Annotated in this window: 21 protein-coding genes and 1 tRNA gene; 14 read left to right on the top strand and 8 right to left on the bottom strand. The window is 32.5% G+C overall.

Features of this window, described 5'->3' with window-relative positions; translation table 11 throughout:
• The first annotated feature begins 29 nt into the window (after positions 1-29).
• From psbZ to HA152_RS09550, 4 genes are all read left to right on the top strand, one after another.
• The gene (gene psbZ, locus HA152_RS09565; protein WP_209115106.1) at positions 30-227 is read left to right on the top strand and encodes a photosystem II reaction center protein PsbZ; all 198 of its coding nucleotides are present in this window, start codon (positions 30-32) and stop codon (positions 225-227) included.
• Between the two features lie 49 nt (positions 228-276).
• Positions 277-753: a 6,7-dimethyl-8-ribityllumazine synthase gene (gene ribH, locus HA152_RS09560; RefSeq protein WP_209135771.1), complete on the top strand. Its 477-nt coding sequence runs from the start codon at positions 277-279 to the stop codon at positions 751-753.
• 61 nt (positions 754-814) lie between these two features.
• Positions 815-886: transfer RNA gene (locus HA152_RS09555), tRNA-Gly, on the top strand.
• A 45-nt stretch (positions 887-931) separates the two neighbouring features.
• Positions 932-1,363 (top strand): nuclear transport factor 2 family protein, encoded by a 432-nt coding sequence (locus HA152_RS09550; RefSeq protein ID WP_209135770.1) that lies wholly within the window; start codon positions 932-934, stop codon positions 1,361-1,363.
• A gap of 26 nt (positions 1,364-1,389) precedes the next feature.
• Here HA152_RS09550 and HA152_RS09545 read toward each other — a convergent pair whose 3' ends face one another.
• The gene (locus tag HA152_RS09545; protein WP_209135769.1) at positions 1,390-1,845 is read right to left on the bottom strand and encodes a GNAT family N-acetyltransferase; all 456 of its coding nucleotides are present in this window, start codon (positions 1,843-1,845) and stop codon (positions 1,390-1,392) included.
• 174 nt (positions 1,846-2,019) lie between these two features.
• Here HA152_RS09545 and secA point away from each other — a divergent pair, with 174 nt between their 5' ends.
• A complete protein-coding gene (secA, locus tag HA152_RS09540; protein ID WP_209135768.1) occupies positions 2,020-4,851 on the top strand; it encodes a preprotein translocase subunit SecA in 2,832 nt (943 codons plus the stop codon).
• A gap of 8 nt (positions 4,852-4,859) precedes the next feature.
• Here secA and cysE read toward each other — a convergent pair whose 3' ends face one another.
• The 4 genes from cysE to miaA form a co-directional block, all read right to left on the bottom strand.
• Positions 4,860-5,594, bottom strand: coding sequence for a serine O-acetyltransferase (gene cysE / locus HA152_RS09535; protein ID WP_209135767.1), 735 nt, complete (start codon positions 5,592-5,594; stop codon positions 4,860-4,862).
• 6 nt (positions 5,595-5,600) lie between these two features.
• Complete coding sequence (locus tag HA152_RS09530) at positions 5,601-6,587, bottom strand: GntR family transcriptional regulator (RefSeq protein WP_209135766.1); 987 nt, start codon at positions 6,585-6,587, stop codon at positions 5,601-5,603.
• 78 nt (positions 6,588-6,665) lie between these two features.
• A complete protein-coding gene (gene infC / locus HA152_RS09525) occupies positions 6,666-7,238 on the bottom strand; it encodes a translation initiation factor IF-3 (RefSeq protein WP_209135765.1) in 573 nt (190 codons plus the stop codon).
• Positions 7,239-7,291: 53 nt separating this feature from the next.
• A complete protein-coding gene (miaA, locus tag HA152_RS09520) occupies positions 7,292-8,191 on the bottom strand; it encodes a tRNA (adenosine(37)-N6)-dimethylallyltransferase MiaA (protein ID WP_209135764.1) in 900 nt (299 codons plus the stop codon).
• Between the two features lie 150 nt (positions 8,192-8,341).
• Here miaA and gyrB point away from each other — a divergent pair, with 150 nt between their 5' ends.
• From gyrB to HA152_RS09490, 6 genes are all read left to right on the top strand, one after another.
• The gene (gene gyrB / locus HA152_RS09515) at positions 8,342-10,309 is read left to right on the top strand and encodes a DNA topoisomerase (ATP-hydrolyzing) subunit B (RefSeq protein ID WP_209135763.1); all 1,968 of its coding nucleotides are present in this window, start codon (positions 8,342-8,344) and stop codon (positions 10,307-10,309) included.
• Complete coding sequence (locus tag HA152_RS09510) at positions 10,306-10,635, top strand: hypothetical protein (protein WP_209135762.1); 330 nt, start codon at positions 10,306-10,308, stop codon at positions 10,633-10,635. The genes gyrB and HA152_RS09510 overlap by 4 nt, the downstream gene beginning before the upstream one ends.
• 3 nt (positions 10,636-10,638) lie before the next feature.
• Entirely contained in the window at positions 10,639-11,004 is a 366-nt protein-coding gene (locus HA152_RS09505) for a fluoride efflux transporter FluC (RefSeq protein ID WP_209135761.1), read from the top strand.
• 1 nt (position 11,005) lies between these two features.
• Entirely contained in the window at positions 11,006-11,335 is a 330-nt protein-coding gene (locus HA152_RS09500) for a CrcB family protein (protein WP_209135760.1), read from the top strand.
• A gap of 43 nt (positions 11,336-11,378) precedes the next feature.
• A complete protein-coding gene (mgtE, locus tag HA152_RS09495; protein ID WP_209135759.1) occupies positions 11,379-12,785 on the top strand; it encodes a magnesium transporter in 1,407 nt (468 codons plus the stop codon).
• Between the two features lie 100 nt (positions 12,786-12,885).
• Positions 12,886-13,887 carry an RpoD/SigA family RNA polymerase sigma factor gene (locus tag HA152_RS09490; protein WP_209135758.1) on the top strand — a complete coding sequence of 334 codons (1,002 nt, stop codon included), beginning with the start codon at positions 12,886-12,888 and terminating at the stop codon, positions 13,885-13,887.
• Here HA152_RS09490 and HA152_RS09485 read toward each other — a convergent pair.
• The gene (locus tag HA152_RS09485) at positions 13,872-14,786 is read right to left on the bottom strand and encodes an alpha/beta fold hydrolase (protein WP_209135757.1); all 915 of its coding nucleotides are present in this window, start codon (positions 14,784-14,786) and stop codon (positions 13,872-13,874) included. The two genes, HA152_RS09490 and HA152_RS09485, sit on opposite strands and share 16 nt — an antisense overlap.
• Before the next feature lie 89 nt (positions 14,787-14,875).
• Here HA152_RS09485 and HA152_RS09480 point away from each other — a divergent pair, with 89 nt between their 5' ends.
• Positions 14,876-15,874 (top strand): carbohydrate kinase family protein, encoded by a 999-nt coding sequence (locus tag HA152_RS09480; protein ID WP_209135756.1) that lies wholly within the window; start codon positions 14,876-14,878, stop codon positions 15,872-15,874.
• On the opposite strand, the gene tsaE is transcribed toward HA152_RS09480, so the two are convergent.
• Positions 15,832-16,269, bottom strand: coding sequence for a tRNA (adenosine(37)-N6)-threonylcarbamoyltransferase complex ATPase subunit type 1 TsaE (gene tsaE / locus HA152_RS09475; protein WP_209135755.1), 438 nt, complete (start codon positions 16,267-16,269; stop codon positions 15,832-15,834). The genes HA152_RS09480 and tsaE overlap by 43 nt on opposite strands.
• A 51-nt stretch (positions 16,270-16,320) precedes the next feature.
• Here tsaE and ahcY point away from each other — a divergent pair, with 51 nt between their 5' ends.
• Both ahcY and HA152_RS09465 read left to right on the top strand, forming a co-directional pair.
• A complete protein-coding gene (gene ahcY / locus HA152_RS09470) occupies positions 16,321-17,739 on the top strand; it encodes an adenosylhomocysteinase (protein WP_209135851.1) in 1,419 nt (472 codons plus the stop codon).
• A 2-nt stretch (positions 17,740-17,741) separates the two neighbouring features.
• Entirely contained in the window at positions 17,742-18,398 is a 657-nt protein-coding gene (locus HA152_RS09465; RefSeq protein ID WP_209135754.1) for a DedA family protein, read from the top strand.
• Here HA152_RS09465 and HA152_RS09460 read toward each other — a convergent pair.
• The gene (locus tag HA152_RS09460; protein WP_011819235.1) at positions 18,395-18,766 is read right to left on the bottom strand and encodes a single-stranded DNA-binding protein; all 372 of its coding nucleotides are present in this window, start codon (positions 18,764-18,766) and stop codon (positions 18,395-18,397) included. The genes HA152_RS09465 and HA152_RS09460 overlap by 4 nt on opposite strands.
• Positions 18,767-18,898 lie beyond the last annotated feature (132 nt).

Genomic DNA, 18,898 nt, shown 5'->3' with positions numbered 1-18,898 from the left:
TTATAATATTTGAAACTTAAGACTGAATTATGCAGGCTGTTAACTTTTTCTTCGTAAATGCTCTATTATTTGCTTCTCTAATTGCGGTAGTTGGAGTACCCGTTTTATATGTGACTCAACCTTCTACTGAGGAAGGACAGCGAGAAAGTAGGAGAAAAATTTATTCTATTGCTGCTGTTTGGATTGTTTTGGTTTTTGTTACAGGGATAGTTTCTTCATTAGTTTGAACTTAATACCTTTTCGTGAGAGTCTATTAATATATCTAAGTAAAATTTAATGGCTATTTTTGAGGGTTCTTTTACTAATGCCTCTACTTTAAAAGTTGGGATTGTAATAGCAAGATTTAATGATTTAATTACAAATAAAATTCTATCTGGTTGTCTTGATTGTTTAAAAAGACATGGTTTAGATACTTCTGTATTAAGCAATCAAGTAGATATAGTTTGGGTTCCTGGTTCATTCGAATTACCAATCGCAGCTAAAACCCTCATGAAAAAAAAGAGTTATGACGTTGTAATTGCTCTTGGGGCTGTGATCCGTGGTGAAACTTCCCACTATGATGTCGTTATATCAGAGGCTAGCAAAGGTATTTCGCAAGTTTCAAATGAAAATAATGTTCCAATTATTTTTGGAGTTTTAACTACTGATACTATGCAGCAAGCTTTAGAAAGAGCAGGGATTAAAAATAATCTTGGTTGGAATTATGCTTTACAAGCAATTGAGATGGGATCTTTAATTAAAAATTTAAATTAATTGAAAAAATTTAATTATTTTAATCATTGATCCCTTCTTTGAGATAAAATAAGAGAGTTATGCGGATGTAGCTCAGTGGTAGAGCATCTCCTTGCCAAGGAGAATGTCGAGAGTTCGAATCTCTTCATCCGCTTTTAATGATTGTATCTTTTAAGATGTTCTTAATAAAAATTTCGTAATGACAAGAGTAATTTCTATAAAGGATTTAAAGGGATTATTTACTAAACCTTATGGTACGGATGCACCAACAAAACAAAAATGGGCTGAATTTTATAATGAGAATGTTATTTTTACTGACCCAACTCAGGAAACAGAGGGCTTAGATTCTTATGTTAAAGCTCAAGAAAAGCTAGTTAAAAGATGTGATGATGTTTTTTTAGAAACTCATGCAATTTCCATAACTGGGGATTGTGGATTTGTTGAATGGACAATGGGTTTAAAAATTATGGGTAAAGAATTTATTTATCCTGGAACCACTCGTTTATTATTTGGGGAAAATGGATTAATCAAAGAGCACAGAGATTACTTTGATTTTTGCGGACCAACTTTTGGACCAGTTCCTATTTTAGGAACTTTTATAAGATGGCTTTATAGTAAATTTGTATCTTGATTTTATTTCTCTAGAAACAAAGTGCCTTATATTTCATGAATCAATAAATTTTGAGAAGTAACTTCTTTAAAATCCAATTGAGAATAAAACAATTTTTTATTTGTTGTCATTAAATATAATTTTTTTGTATTTTTAATTTTTTTAGAAGATAAAAGATTTTTTACAATTAATGTGCCAAAACCTTTGCCTTGATGATTTTGATCTATAACAATATCCCAAAGTACTCCGCGGTAAATCCCATCGGTCAAAGCTCTACCAAATCCAACTATTTCCTTACCAACCCAAAGACTTATTACGACATCACTGTTAGCAAGACATTTTTTTAGATCATTAATTGTTCTATTTTTTGCCCAGAAAGCATTGGTATCTAGTAATTTTTGTAGCTTAATTAAGCCATTTGTTGGTTTCAGATTAGGACCTAATCCAAAAACCCTTAACCCTAAAGCTCCTTTGGCATGTTTGATTAGAGATATTTCTTTCATTTAGTAAAAAAAATTTTGAAAAGTGATGTCAGCTAGGTTATTTTTGTGACTTCAATCTAAATACCTTAATCGATCGTTTCTATAAAATAAAGAGATAATAGTTTTCTTCATTCTGTTGTAACGCACTAATTTATAATGTTTGTAATAAGATGAATTTTTTAAGGACTTTGACTTATGCTAAAACTTTTGTTGGGAGATCCGAATACACGAAAGTTAAAGCGCTATCAACCAATAGTCGAAGAGATAAATTTTTTAGAAGAAGAAATTTCTCAATTGACTGATGATGAGCTTAGAAAAGAAACTCAAAATCTTAAATCAAATATTTCAGCAGAATTAGATTTTAAAAAGCAAAAAGAACTCCTAGAAGAATTTCTTCCTAAAGCCTTTGCAATCGTAAGAGAAGCAAGTAAACGTGTTCTTGATATGAGACATTTTGATGTTCAGTTAATTGGCGGGATGGTTTTAAATGAGTGTCAAATTGCTGAGATGAAAACTGGAGAGGGAAAAACTCTTGTCGCAACATTACCTTGTTATTTAAATGCTCTTACTGGAAAAGGTGTTCATGTTGTTACTGTAAATGATTATTTAGCTAGAAGGGATGCAGAGTGGATGGGACAAGTTCATCGTTTTTTAGGTTTATCCGTTGGTTTGATTCAGCAAGATATGAATCCAGTTGAGAGAAAGAAAAATTATGATTGTGATATAACTTATGCCACAAATTCAGAATTAGGTTTTGATTATTTAAGAGATAATATGGCTACTGATATTAGTGAGGTAGTTCAAAGGAAGTTTAATTACTGCGTAATTGATGAGGTTGATTCAATATTAATTGATGAAGCAAGAACACCTTTAATCATTTCTGGCCAAGTTGAAAGACCACAAGAAAAATATCAAAAAGCTGCAGAATTATCTCTGGCATTAGTCAAAGCAAAAGAATTAAGTAAAGATGGTATTGATCCAGAAGGAGATTATGAAGTTGATGAAAAACAGAGAAGTTGTATATTAACTGATCAGGGTTTTGCAAAATGTGAAGAGTATTTGGGAGTTAATGATTTATATAATCCTCAAGATCCTTGGGCGCACTATATAACAAACGCTTTAAAAGCCAAAGAATTATTTATTAAAGATGTAAATTATATTATTAAGAATGATGAGGCTGTAATAGTGGACGAATTTACTGGTAGGGTCATGCCTGGAAGGCGTTGGAGCGATGGACAACATCAGGCAATAGAAGCAAAAGAAAATCTTAAAATTCAGCCTGAGACTCAAACATTAGCATCCATAACTTATCAGAATTTTTTCCTTCTATATCCTGGTTTAGCAGGAATGACGGGAACTGCAAAAACTGAGGAGGTTGAATTTGAAAAAACTTATAAATTAGAATCAACAGTTATACCGACAAATCAAATAAGAAAGAGACAAGATTGGTCTGATCAAGTATTTAAGACAGAGATTGGTAAATGGAAAGCCGTTGCTAAAGAAACTGCACAAATTCATAGAGATGGCAGACCTGTTTTAGTTGGTACAACGAGTGTTGAAAAAAGTGAATTATTAAGTTCACTTTTATCTGCCGAAAAAATCCCACATAATTTGTTAAACGCTAAGCCAGAGAACGTTGAACGTGAGGCAGAAATTGTTGCTCAGGCAGGAAGAGCAGGTGCTGTTACGATTGCGACTAATATGGCTGGAAGGGGAACAGATATAATTCTTGGCGGTAATAGTGACTATATGGCAAGGCTTAAATTAAAAGAACTTTTAATTCCTTTGTTAGTCAAGCCTGATAATGAGCATAAGCCACCAATACCTAAACAAAGAAATTCAAAATCTAAGGGTGGTTTTTCCACAAAAGCTGCTTCAAATTCGAAAAAGAACATTTCAAATTCTTCAACAAGTCTTTTCCCTTGCAAACTAGATGAAGTAATTGAAAAGAAACTCTCTTTTTTATCTGATGAACTTGTTAATAATTGGGGAGATAGACAACTTTCTGTCTTGGAACTTGACGACAGAATAGCTACAGCAGCAGAAAAAGCACCAACTGATGATAACTTGATAATGCTTTTGAGAGAATCATTGTCTGATGTAAAGGAAGAATATGAAAAAGTTTTGATTCATGAAGAAGAAAAAGTAAGAGAAGCTGGCGGTTTACATGTCATTGGTACTGAGAGACATGAATCAAGAAGAGTTGATAATCAACTTAGAGGTAGAGCAGGAAGACAAGGTGATCTTGGAAGTACAAGATTCTTTTTATCTTTAGATGATAATTTATTGAGGATTTTTGGAGGTGATAGAGTAGCAAATCTAATGAATGCTTTTAGGGTTGATGAAGATATGCCTATTGAGTCAGGCATGCTTACTAGGTCTCTTGAAAATGCTCAAAAGAAAGTTGAAACCTACTATTACGATATTAGAAAACAAGTTTTTGAATACGACGAGGTAATGAACAATCAAAGAAAAGCAGTTTATGGCGAAAGACTTAGAGTATTGAAAGGAATTGATTTAAAGAGACAAGTAATAGGATATGGAGAAAGGACAATGATTGAAATTGTAGATGCTTATATCAATCCTGATCTTCCTCCTGAAGAATGGAATATTGATCAATTAATTTCTAAAGTCAAAGAATTTATATACTTATTAGATGATCTTAAATCTGATGATATTAATTTACTGTCAATAGAAGAATTAAAAAACTATCTTCAAGAGCAGTTGCGAATTGCTTATGATTTAAAGGAATCACAAATAGAAAAGATTCGTCCAGGATTAATGCGAGAAGCTGAAAGATTTTTCATTTTGCAGCAAATCGATAATTTATGGCGAGAACATCTTCAATCAATGGATTCCTTAAGGGAATCAGTCGGATTGAGGGGTTATGGTCAAAAAGATCCATTAATCGAATATAAAAACGAGGGATATGACATGTTTCTCGAAATGATGACTAATATGAGACGAAATGTTATTTATTCAATGTTTATGTTTCAACCTAAAACTGACGCTAATGAAAACAATTAAATCGATATTTAATCATCTCCAAGAAATTCAAAAATTTCTTTGTCTTTAAGATTTTGAGAATCACCGAGTTTAGAAATATCAATAGATTCTGAGCTGGCTATACATTGTAGAGTTTTTTGTAATTTAAGAATTTCATTTTCAAGAGAATCTATCCTATCCATTAAATTTTTTATCACATTAGCTTCTGCATCTGGTAAGGCAGAGTGAGCTAAAGGATTTACTTTGACACCACTTTGATGTACTACCCTGCCAGGAACCCCAACCACAGTACTGTTCCCCTCTACATTTCGAACAACTACTGAGCCAGCACCAATACGGGTATTAGATCCTACTGTGATTGATCCAAGAACTTTTGCGCCCGCTCCGACTACAACATTTTCCATTAAGGTGGGGTGTCTTTTGCCATGGCTTTTACCAGTACCTCCTAATGTCACTCCCTGATAAAGCAAACAGTTATTTCCTATCTCAGCAGTTTCACCAATTACAACTCCCATTCCATGATCTATGAAAACCCGTTTACCAATTTTTGCCCCAGGATGGATTTCAATACCTGTTGCTAGCCTATTAAGATGACTTAGTAAACGGGGAATCAAAGGAATCTTTAATTGCCATAATTTATGCGTAAACCTATGTATAACTATTGCTTGAAACCCGGGGTAGCAAAGAAATATCTCTACTATTCCTCTTGCGGCCGGATCTCTTTCTCTGATAATTTCTATATCTGATTTAAAAGTTTTTAGCATCTTAGTCTAATTAATAACTCCTATTTCTTTTTTTAATTGGTTTATCGTTTCGTTGCTTAAATAATTTTTAGCGCATATTATTTGAGGTAATCTCATTAACTGTGAACGATTTTTTAATAGTGTGTTTTCTACAACTGACAAACTAGGCCCATCACACACTATATGGTTAGAAGCCTTTAAAAGTGATAATAATCTACTGTTATTATCTGAGATTGCTGTCATAAGCATTAATTCACTACCTCGCATGCTGTGTATAATAACTTCGGCTGCTCTTAATAAGCCAGGACTTATGCTAACAATACCTACACAACTCCCTGCATTTAATTCCTTCAGAATTTTCAATTCCTTTTGAAAGTCGCTTAAGTCGACTGCAATAGCACGAACTCCATGTTGTTTGGCAACTTTTTCTAGAGGCTGTAAAAAATATCTACTTGTGACAATCGTACCATTATTTGAATTACTCAAAACTTTTTCTAATTCTTCCATAGGAACAACTTCTACTGGTACATTAACTGTTGAGGAAAGGTCTTCTGCTATTAACATAGAAGCTCCAATATCTTCTCTAGGAGTACTGACTATGATTCTTGATCCGCACTTAATACGCCAATTAATTTCATTGTTCAATATCTCTCTCGTCTCTTGTAAAGTGAATCCAAGACTTATTAAATTGTCAATTACCGTCTTTGCTTCTTGATCTGGTGCTTTACTTATTTTATCTTTTGAGTAAAGTGATTTTGTAAATTCTCTTTTAGTAAGATTATCTCTGACATAGATACCTGATCCAGCTATTGCTTCAACAACCCCATCTATTTCCAGCTGTCTGTAAACTTTGCTTATAGTATTCCGATGGAGTCCAGTCTGCATTGCAAGTTGCCTCGTACTGGGTAGTCTGTGCCCTGGAGGATAATGTCTTGCTGCAATTGCGAAACAAATTTGATTACTTAGTTGAGTAGATGCTGGGATATCACTGTCTTGTTGAATATTGAATCTCACTTGAAAAAAACCCTGAATAATTTATTTTTAAACCATAGTGACACTTTAACATTCGTCATACCTTAATAAAAGCATTTTTTACCCATCAATTTTTTTAATTAGAGGAGTTTTTCGAGGGCTTAAAAACATAATCATGTTTCTTCCTTCTCTTTTTGGCTTTTGTTGAACTTCTGATTGTTCTTCTAAATCATTAGCCATTTTCAAAAGAAGTGTCTCGGCTAAATTTGAGTGTTGAATTTCTCTTCCCCTAAAAATTACAGTGCATTTTACCTTATCTCCCGATTTCAGAAATTTAGTAGCTTGACCAATCCGAACATCGTAATCATGCTTGTCAATTTTGTATCTCATTTTTACTTCTTTAACTTCTGTTTGATGAGATTTTTTTCTTGCTTCTTTAGCTTTCTTTTCTTGTTCAAATTTATATTTCCCGTAGTCCATGATTCTACAAACAGGAGGATTTGCTTTTTCGCTCACCAAAACCAAATCAAGTTCTCTTTGAGATGCTATTTCTAATGCTTTTAACCTATCTATGACGCCTAATTGTTTTCCATCTGAATCAACCACTCTTAATTGAGGGTATTTTATTCTTTCATTTATATTTGGTAGCTCTCTAACTGGAGCTCGGCGGTCAAAGCGTGGGCGTGGGGGCATTCAGTTAATTTAATAAATTGATTGGATGATGAACAAAATCTATTTTTATAAAGTTAGCTTAAAAAAGACTCTATTTTAATTATTGCATCTTTTAGCAGGTTTTTGTTATTAAGCCAAAGAGGATTATTTTTATTACGAAACCAAGTTTTTTGTCTTTTGGCAAATTGGATTGTTTTAGTCGCAGTCAACTCAATCGCTTTGTCAATTGTTGAACGGTTATTTAAAACATCTCTAGCTTCTCGGTAACCAATGGTTTCTAATAATGGCAAATCAAATCCGTATTTAGAGATAAGTTGGTAAGTCTCCTCAATAATTCCGGATAAAAACATATTTTTTGTTCTTTGAAAAATTCTTTCTTTTAAATTATCTCTATCTAATCCAAGCTCTAGGATTTTCCAGTTAGGGGGTTTTTGAACTTTCAGAGTTGACAAAGGTTCACCTTTTACGTAGAAGACTTCCAAAGCTCTTATTGTTCGAATGTGGTCAGCAAAATTGATTTTTTTTGTTGATAATGGATCACAATTTTTTAACAGGTCCCAACATTGTTCTTGCCCCATTTCTTCTAATTGTCTTCTTAAATTATTTTGAGGAGGAACATCTGGGACAAAAAACCCTTTTGTTATTGAGTTCATATACAACCCACTTCCTCCAACAAGAAAAGGTAATTTTTTTTGTTTAATTTCTTCCTTAATAGATTTTTGAGCAATTTCTTGAAATTGTTTTACATTAATTGGATTGATTGGTTCCTCAATATCTATTAAAAAATGCTTTATTTTTTTTTGTTGGATTTTTGATGGCTTGGCTGTTCCAATATCCATGGACTTATAAATTTGCCTTGAATCGACATTGTGTATATGAGTTTTAAAATATTCTGCAATTTCAATAGCTAATTCTGTTTTGCCACTTGCAGTAGGCCCAATTAAAATTATTACATGAGGTGGATATGAAGACATATGGATTTCTGAAGAAAAAAATTTTGGCTATATAATTAAAGTGATTAAATTTTTCATTGACTTCAAGCCTTTATCTTATTGCGGTGGTAAATTTAATGAAAGACCTTTTAAAAATAACATTTTAAAAGTTTAATATTTTTTTTATATTAAATGAGTGAGGACAAAAGATCTAATAAAATCTCAAATGATTATGGCGCGGAACAGATTCAGGTTTTAGAGGGGTTAGAACCAGTTCGTAAACGCCCCGGGATGTATATAGGTTCAACAGGACCTAGGGGATTACATCATTTAGTATATGAGGTAGTTGATAACTCGGTTGATGAAGCACTTGCAGGACATTGTGATCATATAGAAATAGTTCTTCGCGCAGATGGTTCTGCTTTAATTTCTGATAATGGACGAGGTATTCCAACAGATATTCATCCAAGAACAGGGAAAAGTGCCTTAGAAACTGTACTAACTGTTCTTCATGCAGGAGGTAAATTTGGAAGTGGTGGTTATAAAGTTTCAGGGGGTTTGCATGGAGTAGGAATATCTGTAGTTAATGCTCTAAGCGAATGGGTTAATGTAACTGTTTATAGGGATGGAAGCGAATTTAATCAAAGATTTGAAAAAGGCGTATCAAAGGGTGAATTAGAAACTAAAAAGCAGACTGGCAGACCATCTAAGAAAGGAACAACTATTTGCTTTAAACCCGACAAAACGATTTTTTCTGGAGGAATTGAATTTGAATATGCTCTTCTTTCATCTAGATTAAGGGAGCTAGCTTATCTTAATGGCGGAGTAAAGATTGTTTTTAGAGATGAAAGAAATCAATTATCAGATGGCTCTTTTAAGGAAGAAATTTACTTGTATCAAGGAGGTATTAAAGAATATGTTGAATACATGAATGCTGAAAAAGATTCTATTCATCCTGAAATAATTTATGTTGACTCACAGAAAGAAAATGTATATGTAGAAGCAGCTTTGCAATGGTGTTCAGATGTATATTCAGATAATATTTTAGGATTTGCAAATAATATTAGAACTATTGATGGAGGAACTCATATTGAAGGGCTAAAAACAGTCCTGACAAGGACTTTCAATAATCTTGCAAAAAAGAGAGGCAAGAGAAAAGATATAGAAAAAAATTTAGCTGGCGAAAATATTAGAGAAGGTTTAACTGTTGTTTTATCAGTAAAAGTTCCAGATCCTGAATTTGAAGGACAAACAAAAACAAAATTAGGAAATACTGAAGTACGAGGAATTGTGGATTCTCTCATTGGGGAGGCTCTCACAAAATATATGGAATTCAATCCAGGAATTTTGGACTTGATTCTTGAAAAAGCAATTCAATCATTTAATGCAGCAGAAGCTGCGAGAAGGGCTAGAGAATTAGTAAGAAGAAAAAGTGTCCTAGAAAGTTCTACATTACCGGGAAAATTAGCAGATTGTAGTTCCAGAGATCCCTCAGAATCAGAAATTTATATAGTTGAAGGAGATTCAGCTGGTGGTTCCGCAAAACAAGGACGAGATAGAAATTTTCAGGCTATTTTGCCTCTCAGAGGTAAGATTCTTAATATTGAAAAAACTGACGATACTAAAATATATAAAAACACAGAAATACAGTCATTAATAACAGCTCTAGGATTAGGAATAAAAGGAGAGGAGTTCGACGAGAGCTCTTTAAGATATCATAGAGTTGTAATTATGACTGATGCTGATGTTGACGGTGCTCATATAAGAACTTTATTGCTGACATTTTTTTACAGATACCAAAGAGAACTTGTTGAGAAAGGTTTTATATACATTGCTTGTCCGCCTCTTTATAAAGTTGAAAGAGGTAAGAATCATAATTACTGTTATAACGAGAAACAATTAAAGGACACAATTCAAGGTTTTGGAGAAAATGCAAATTATAATATTCAAAGATTTAAGGGATTAGGTGAAATGATGCCAAAACAATTATGGGATACAACTATGAATCCTCAAACGAGGATGATGAAAAGAGTTGAAATCGAAGATGCACTTGAAGCTGACAGAATATTCAATATTTTAATGGGAGATAAAGTTGCACCAAGAAGAGAATTTATTGAAACCCATAGTAGCAACTTAGATATGGCAACTTTAGACATATGATTAATAATGTTCTCAAGAATTTTTGCTTAATTACTTTTGCTTTAATTGCTCCAATTACACTACCTGCTGGTGGGATCCAAAAAAGTTTAAATCAAAATAAGTTCCCTAATAATACAAATGAAATTATATTGAGTTCCAATACTTCTCTTTTTTCTTGTCCGGAAATTTATGCTAAGGAATTATTAGTTCTTGATCTAGGTACAACCTTATCAGTATTACGTAAATGGAAAGTCAGCAATAGTGAAACTTGGGTTAGGGTTGAATTAGCTTCTAATAAATTTTTAGATGATCCTAATAAGATTTTAAGAGGCTGGATAAAAATGTAAATTTTGGATTTTAGTTCAATAAGTATAATTTTAATTGGCAGTACTTTTGGATTAATACTGAGAATATTCATACAAAATAATTTTAAAAAAAGTATAGGTTTTGATATTCAAAATACTTCAATAGTAAATTTCTTATCATCTTTTTTTTTAGGAATTTTAGTAGCTTTAAATTTTATTAATAACGAAATATTAGTATTATTTTATATCGGTTTTTTAGGATGTTTTAGTACATTTTCTTCTTTTATATATCAACTATTTATCCTATTTAAAAAGAGAAAATACCTAAGATTATTTTTACATTATATTGAAGTGATAATTTTTTCATTCCTTTTTTTTTATTTAGGTTACTTTCTTATTCAGTTTTTTTAAAATGAAAGTAAATAATTTTATTTATATTCTTTTATCTGCTTATCTTGCTACCTTTCTAAGATTGACTATAAATAATAATTTTTTTATTTCAATAATTGGATCATTTTTAGTAGGTTTTTTCATCAGTAAAAGATTAAGTTATTCAACTGAAAAAATTTTATTGAGTGGTTTTTTTTCTTGCTTTACATCTTTTAGCGGATTTATATATTTTTTGTACAAAATTTTAAATCAAGGGGATTGGATAAAATTTATAATATTTTTTAATTTAATCATAATAGTAAATTTATTCACAATGGTTTTCGGGTTCTGGATAAGTAGAAAAATTACTTAGATTTCTTATAATGGTGTTGTTACTTTGATAAGGGATTATATGTATGAATGAAAATAATCTTGAAACAGTTACATCGTTATCTTCTGATTTAAGTACAAGAGAAAATATTACTATTCAACTTGAAGAATTGCTCATTGCGGGAAATTATGATGAGGCAAAGTTACTTTTAGAACCATCTCAACCTGTTGATATTGCAGATGCTATTGGAAGTCTTCCACAAATATTGCAGGCATTAGCATTTAGATTATTAAAGAAAAATGAAGCAATTGAGGTTTATGAATATTTAGATCCAGTAGTTCAGCAAACTTTATTAGAAAGACTGCGTTCAGGAGAAGTTTTAGAAATCGTTGAAAAAATGTCCCCTGATGATAGGGTTCAACTCTTTGATGAATTACCTGCAAAAGTTGTTCGAAAATTTTTATCTGCTCTTAGTCCTGGTGAAAGGAAAGTAACAGCTGAATTACTTGGATATGAGCCTGAAACTGCTGGAAGATTAATGACAACTGAATTTATAGATCTTAAAGAGATGCAAACAGCATCTGAGGCCCTTTCTTTAGTTAGAAAAAGAGCCCCATTCACTGAAACTATCTATAGCTTATATGTTACAGATAAAGAAAGACATTTAACTGGTATTCTCTCCTTAAGAGACCTTGTAACTGCTGATCCCTCTAAGCCAATTGGTGATGTTATGACAAGAGATGTAGTTAATATCTCTACTAATACGAATCAAGAAGAAGTTGCTAGAGCAATACAAAGATATGATTTTTTAGCTCTCCCAGTCGTTGATAGGGAAAAAAGACTTGTTGGGATAGTAACCGTCGATGATCTAATTGATGTCATTGAACAAGAAGCAACAAGAGACATTTATGCAGCGGGGGCAGTACAACCTGGCGATGAAGATGATTATTTTCAAAGTAGTTTGTTTACGATTGCTCGAAGAAGAATTTTATGGCTATTAATTTTGGTTTTGGCAAATGGTTTAACGACAAAAGTTATAGCTATGAATGATCAAATATTAAAAGAAATAGTTTTATTAGCTGCATTTATTCCACTACTTATAGGTACTGGCGGAAATGTTGGTGCTCAAAGTTCAACGGTTGTCATTCGAGGTTTAAGTACTCAAAAATTGAAGTCTCTTGGAGCAATTAAGGCAGTAGTTAAGGAGGCGATAACAGGTGCTCTTTTAGGTGTTTTTATGATGCTTGTAGTATTTCCCTTCGCTTGGTGGCAAGGCGAAGGGCCTTTAATCGCCTCTGCGGTGGGTATAAGTTTAATATCCATAACAACTTTAGCTGCTACAACAGGAGCAATCCTCCCATTGTTGTTTGACAGAATGAAATTGGATCCAGCCTTAATGTCCTCACCTTTCATTACAACCGTCACTGATATTGCTGGTGTATTTATTTATCTAAGTACAGCAAAATGGCTATTAAGCTCTTCATTAGTTTAAATTAAGTAGGTATTTATTCTCATTTTTGTAAAAATGTGGATTTTTTTGTTTAACTTTACATTTCTTAATGGTATTGTTTACAAAACATCATTCAACTTTCATGTCTTCTGAAACAATAAGTGAAAACAAGCTAGCGTCAATCGCAAGCATAAAAGCTAGTAATGATGTAGATCTTGTTCGATCATATTTAAGAGACATAGGAAGAGTTCCATTACTATCGCATGAGCAAGAAATTACTCTAGGTCGTCAAGTTCAGGAGTACATGGAAGTTGAAAGAGCAGAATTAGAAATTATTGAATTAACAGGAGATAAGCCCAGTATTGATGAATTATCGGCCAAATTAAACTTATCTACCTCAATAATTAAAAAAAGATTGAGAGCTGGTCAGAGAGCTAAGGAAAGAATGGTTGCAGCAAATTTAAGATTGGTAGTAAGCGTTGCAAAAAAATATACAAAAAGAAACATGGAACTTTTAGATTTAATTCAGGAGGGAACTATAGGATTAGTAAGAGGAGTTGAAAAATTTGATCCAGCCAGAGGTTATAAGTTTTCAACATATGCATACTGGTGGATTAGACAAGGCATTACAAGAGCTATAGCTGAAAAAAGTCGGGCGATTAGGCTGCCAATTCACATAACTGAAATGTTGAATAAGTTAAAAAAAGGTCAAAGAGAGCTCAGTCAAGAAATGTCTAGGACTCCAACTGTAACTGAACTTGCAAAATACGTAGAGCTTCCTGAAGATGATGTGAAAGATTTGATGTGCAAAGCTGGGCAGCCAGTTAGTCTTGAAACTAAAGTTGGTGATGGCGAAGATACTGTTTTATTAGATTTACTGGCAGGGGGCGATGATTTACCAGACGAACAAATAGAGATGGATTGTATGAGAGGTGATCTACATTCTCTCTTGCATCAATTGCCTGATCTGCAATGTAGAGTTTTAAGAATGAGGTACGGAATGGATGGTGATGAGCCAATGTCTCTTACAGGTATAGGAAGGGTACTAGGGATAAGCAGAGATCGAGTAAGAAACTTAGAAAGAGATGGATTAAGAGGCTTAAGAAGACTTAGTGATAATGTAGAAGCTTATTTTGTTTCTTGAATAAATTCATTTATTAACTTATTTGTTTTTTCGGGTTCTTCATCATGAGGGCAGTGACCAGCGCCTTTTATTATGTCTAATCTTTTGATATTACTGAATAGTTTCTTCCACTCTATTGCTTCATTTAAAGATTCCCAAGGATCTTCCTCACCCCATATCAATTGGATTGGAGAATCAACTTTAGGGAAAAGGTCAGTAGCAAGATAGTCATCAAATAAGTTAATAAAACCACGAAAAGCTTCTTTAGAATTTTTCCTTTGGGAGGGTTGATAAAGTATTTCAATCAATTCTTTATCGATATTTTTTCCTGAAGGATAAGCCTGTTCAAGTATTTTCTTTATAACTTTTGGATTAGCGGCTCTTGTAAAAAGTGTATTACTAATTACTCTTTGCCTGACTATCGTTTTAAGGACAGGTCTCAGTAGATTCATTAAGATATCACTTTTTTTTAAACGTTTATCATCCATAGTTCTTTGTGCACAATCAATCAAAATGATACCTTTGCAATTATCTTTGAGGATTTCAGCAGCTTTCAATGCAATAACACCTCCAATTGAATTTCCTACCAAGTAAACAGGAGATTTTATTACCTCTGCACAAAATGTTGATATTTGATTACCCCATAAGTCAAAAGAATATTTAATGGAGTTTACTTTGTCAGGTTCGTAATTTAATAAAGCACTAGGCTGACTACTTTCACCAAATCCTAATAAGTCAATTGCATAGCAGTTAGAAAATTTACCAAGAAAATCTTGATTATGTCTCCAGTGGTTTTTTGATGCCCCAAATCCATGAACTAATAAAATTTTAATATTTTTTTCAGAAGTAGATTCTTTGGATAAAGACCAAGAAATTTCCCAATTTTTCCACTTCCAAGTTTCAGATTTATTTAAAGACACTGTGTATATGCTTTTAATTAAACTTTAATTCAAAAAAAAATTATTCGTTTTTAATAAATTATTCTTAGTTAAGAAAAAGCGTTCATTTTATGAAAAAGAAAAAGGTTATATGTATTGGTGAGGCTTTAATAGACAGAATCAGAAATAAGTCAAATAAAGGATTTACAGATTTTTTGGGTGGTGCGCCGGCTAATGTAGCTTGTGCATTGAGAAAATTAAAAATAGATTCAATCTTTATGGGAAGTTTGGGTAATGATGATTATGGAAAAAAATTTATTTCTCAATTTGATCAATTGGGAGTTAATTTAGATTTCTTGCAATTAAATAATGATTCATCTACTCGTGTGGTTAATGTTGATAGGGATCAATTTGGAGATCGTTTTTTTTCAGGCTTTGAGGAAAGTTCTCATGTATGCTATGCAGACGAAGTTCTTAGCAAGAAATTAATAGAAAAAGAAATTTTAAATTTGGAGAAATCTTTTCTAGAAATAAAATATTTGGTAACAGGAACGAACTTATTATCATCTCCAATATCAGCAGAGACTATTTTTTTTCTTATAGAACAGGCTAATAAATTTGAAGTCAAAATAGTTATTGATTTGAATTGGAGAGAGGTCTTTTGGGATCATACAAGTTTCTCATCCGAAATTAGTAAAGCCGCGAGAGTTAATTTAATCAAGAATTTTTTAAATCATGCAAATGTTTTAAAGCTTGCGAAGGAAGAAGCAATTTTGTTTTTTGAGGATGAAAATCCCTTGCTAATATCTCAACGACTGTCTAATAGACCAGATGTAATAATAACTGATGGAAAAAATCCTGTTTTATGGAGCATCAACGGATTTCAGGGAATTACCGAAACTCCTACTTCACAAAAAATTGTTGATACAACCGGGGCAGGCGATGCTTTTCTAGCTGGCTTTATTTCAAAATTAATTTCTTCTGGCTATCCTACAAATGATTTAGAGATAGAAGATTGCATTAAGTTCGCAGGTGTTTGTGGATTATTAACTTGTCTTGGTGAAGGCGCCATCGAGCAACAGCCATATTATGAAAAGGTTAATAAATTTTTGGGATCTCTTATTTCGTAGTTTCTTCCATAATCTTTTGCGTAACTAATTTCTATTTTCCAGAAATTATCAATAACTGGTTCTATTAATTCTGGCCATTCAATAACTAAAATAGCTTGTCTTTGTATTGCTTCTTCTTCTTCAGAAAAAAAAACTTCCTTTGCTAAAGATACATTTCCTAACCTGTATAAATCAAGGTGGATTAGTGGAATTTTTCCGGAGTTATAGTGATGCGATAAAGCAAATGTAGGGCTTGTAATGTCCTCAGAGATTGATAAGCCTTTAGCAATCCCTTGTACAAATGAAGTTTTCCCAGCCCCAATTGGACCCTTTAATAAAACAATTGATTGTGGATTTAATTTGTGTGAGAGTTTTTTTCCTAAATTTAAAGTTTCTTTTAAATTTTCAACAAACACAAAATTACACAAAAATCATTTATAGTTTAATAATAAATGTATTTACTAGATATGGTTATCGCAAATTCAGTTAAAACCCCTACACCAAATTATGAAATTGCTGATATCTCCTTATCAGATTTTGGCCGTAAAGAAATTAAAATTGCCGAAACGGAAATGCCTGGATTAATGGCACTTAGAGATAAATATCAATCAGAAAAGCCACTAAAAGGTGCAAAAATAGCCGGAAGTTTGCATATGACTATTCAGACTGCAGTCTTAATAGAAACTCTTGTTGATCTTGGGGCAGAAGTGAAATGGGCTTCATGCAATATTTTTTCAACTCAAGATCATGCGGCGGCGGCTATTGCAGATCAAGGAATTCCTGTATACGCAAAAAAAGGTGAGACACTTGATGAATATTGGCAATATACCCACTACATTCTTGATTGGGGTTCAGACTCTCCAAATATGATTCTTGATGATGGTGGGGATGCAACTGGTTTATTGATACTCGGCAGTAAAGCGGAAAAAGATTTGTCTGTTTTAGATAATCCTGGTAATGAAGAAGAAATTGCTTTATTCAATTCTATTAAGTCTAAATTAGAAAATGATAATGACTTCTATTCTAGAATTAAAAGTAATATCATTGGTGTCACTGAAGAAACTACGACAGGAGTTGCAAGACTGTATCAACTGCAAAAGCAAAATGCTTTACCTTTCCCTGCGATCAACGTTAATGATTCAGTAACTAAGAGCAAATTTGATAATTTATATGGCTGTCGCGAATCTTTAGTTGATAGTATAAAGCGCGCAACTGATGTGATGATTGCTGGGAAGGTTGCTTTGGTAATGGGTTTTGGAGATGTAGGTAAAGGTTCAGCTCAGTCATTGCGTGGACTTGGTGCAATCGTAAAAGTTGCTGAAGTTGATCCAATTTGTGCTCTTCAAGCGGCAATGGAAGGTTTTAGCGTTGTCACGTTAGACGATGTTGTGGAAGATATAGATATCTTTGTTACAGCAACTGGGAATTATCAAGTAATTACAAATGAAAATCTCGTCAAGATGAAAGATGAGGCTATAGTTTGTAATATTGGTCATTTCGATAATGAAATTGATGTGGCTTCATTGAAAGATTATCCATGGGAAAATATTAAGCCGCAGGTTGATCACATAACTTTACCAAGTGGCAATAAAATAATTCTTTTAGCCGAAGGTAGATTAGTTAACTTAGGCTGTGCCACTGGACATCCAAGTTTTGTTATGAGTAATTCTTTTACTAACCAAGTATTAGCTCAAATCGAACTTTTCAATAAGTCCGAGCAATATGCGAAAGAGGTTTATGTTTTACCAAAGCATTTAGATGAAATGGTAGCTAGATTACATCTTGATAAAATTGGTGCAAAATTAACAAAATTAACTAAGGAACAAGCTGATTATATTAATGTCTCTGTTGAAGGACCTTACAAACCAGAGCTTTATAGATACTAAGTTTGAGTTTAATTTTTGTAAATTTTCTTACTTCAATTCCCGACTATATTAGTTTGGCTGTTGAAAAGAATTCAACAATTGCATACCTCACTATTTGTTTGGCTATGTTTTTGGAAAACATAATACCTCCAATTCCTTCGGAAATAATAATGCCATTAGGAGGTTTTTTTGTTTATCAACAAAAATTAAATTTCTATATTTTAGTTTTTTGGGGATTACTTGGAACTATTTTAGGTTCATTACCTTGGTACTATTTAGGTAGATTAGTAAATGAAAAAAGACTTTCAAATTTTCTAGATAAAAAAGGAAAATATCTGGGTATTTCTCCTAGTGATTTAAGTAAAAGTAAAAGGTGGTTTGATAAATACGGTGTTTCTTTAGTTTTTTGGGGCAGATTAGTACCAGGTATAAGAACTTTAATCTCAGTTCCTGCTGGCATAGAACTTATGCCATTGAGAAAATTTTTGCTTTGGACTACATTTGGGAGTCTAATATGGGTAGCACTTCTCACTTATTCAGGTTATTTATTTGGTGAAAATTATCGAATCATTCAAACTTATTTAGATCAAATCAAATATGTTGTAAAGCCAATTTTAATTTTAATTTTCTTATATTTTTTTATAAGAATACTTATTAGATTTCTTAAAAATAGAGCTTAAAAAGGAATTTCACTTGAGTTATTGCTGTTGGAATATTGGTTATTATCAGAATCCTTTCGTGAGCCTAGTAAGTTTAATCTATCTACCCTAACAACTGGTTTAAATCTGTCTTCTCCAGTATTTTTATCTTTCCAGCTATCAATCTTAAAGCTTCCTGTAATTCCAATTAATGATCCTTTTTTCACATAATCTGCGGCTATTTGTGCTTGCTTGCCCCATATTTCTAAATTAAACCAATCTGGCTCTTCATCTCTGCTTCTTCTGTTAACTGCAATTGTGAAGTTCGCTACTATACTGCCTGATTCGAAATATCTGACATCTGGTTCTCTTCCTGCTCTGCCAACAAGGTTAATAGTGTTAATTTCCATAAATTTTTTTTTTTATAATACTCATATTTTTAGTTTCTGCTCAAAGTTTTACGTGCTATTCATAACTAAACGTCAGAATTCCGAGAGCTTATCAAAAAATAGATATATTATTTATAAAAAGAAATTCTTATT

It is taken from the genome of Prochlorococcus marinus XMU1412 (genome assembly GCF_017696315.1).
Classification (GTDB): Bacteria; Cyanobacteriota; Cyanobacteriia; order PCC-6307; family Cyanobiaceae; genus Prochlorococcus_A; species Prochlorococcus_A marinus_AF.
The sequence above is the reverse complement of the archived record's forward strand: the minus strand, read 5'-3'. Positions and strand labels throughout refer to the sequence as shown.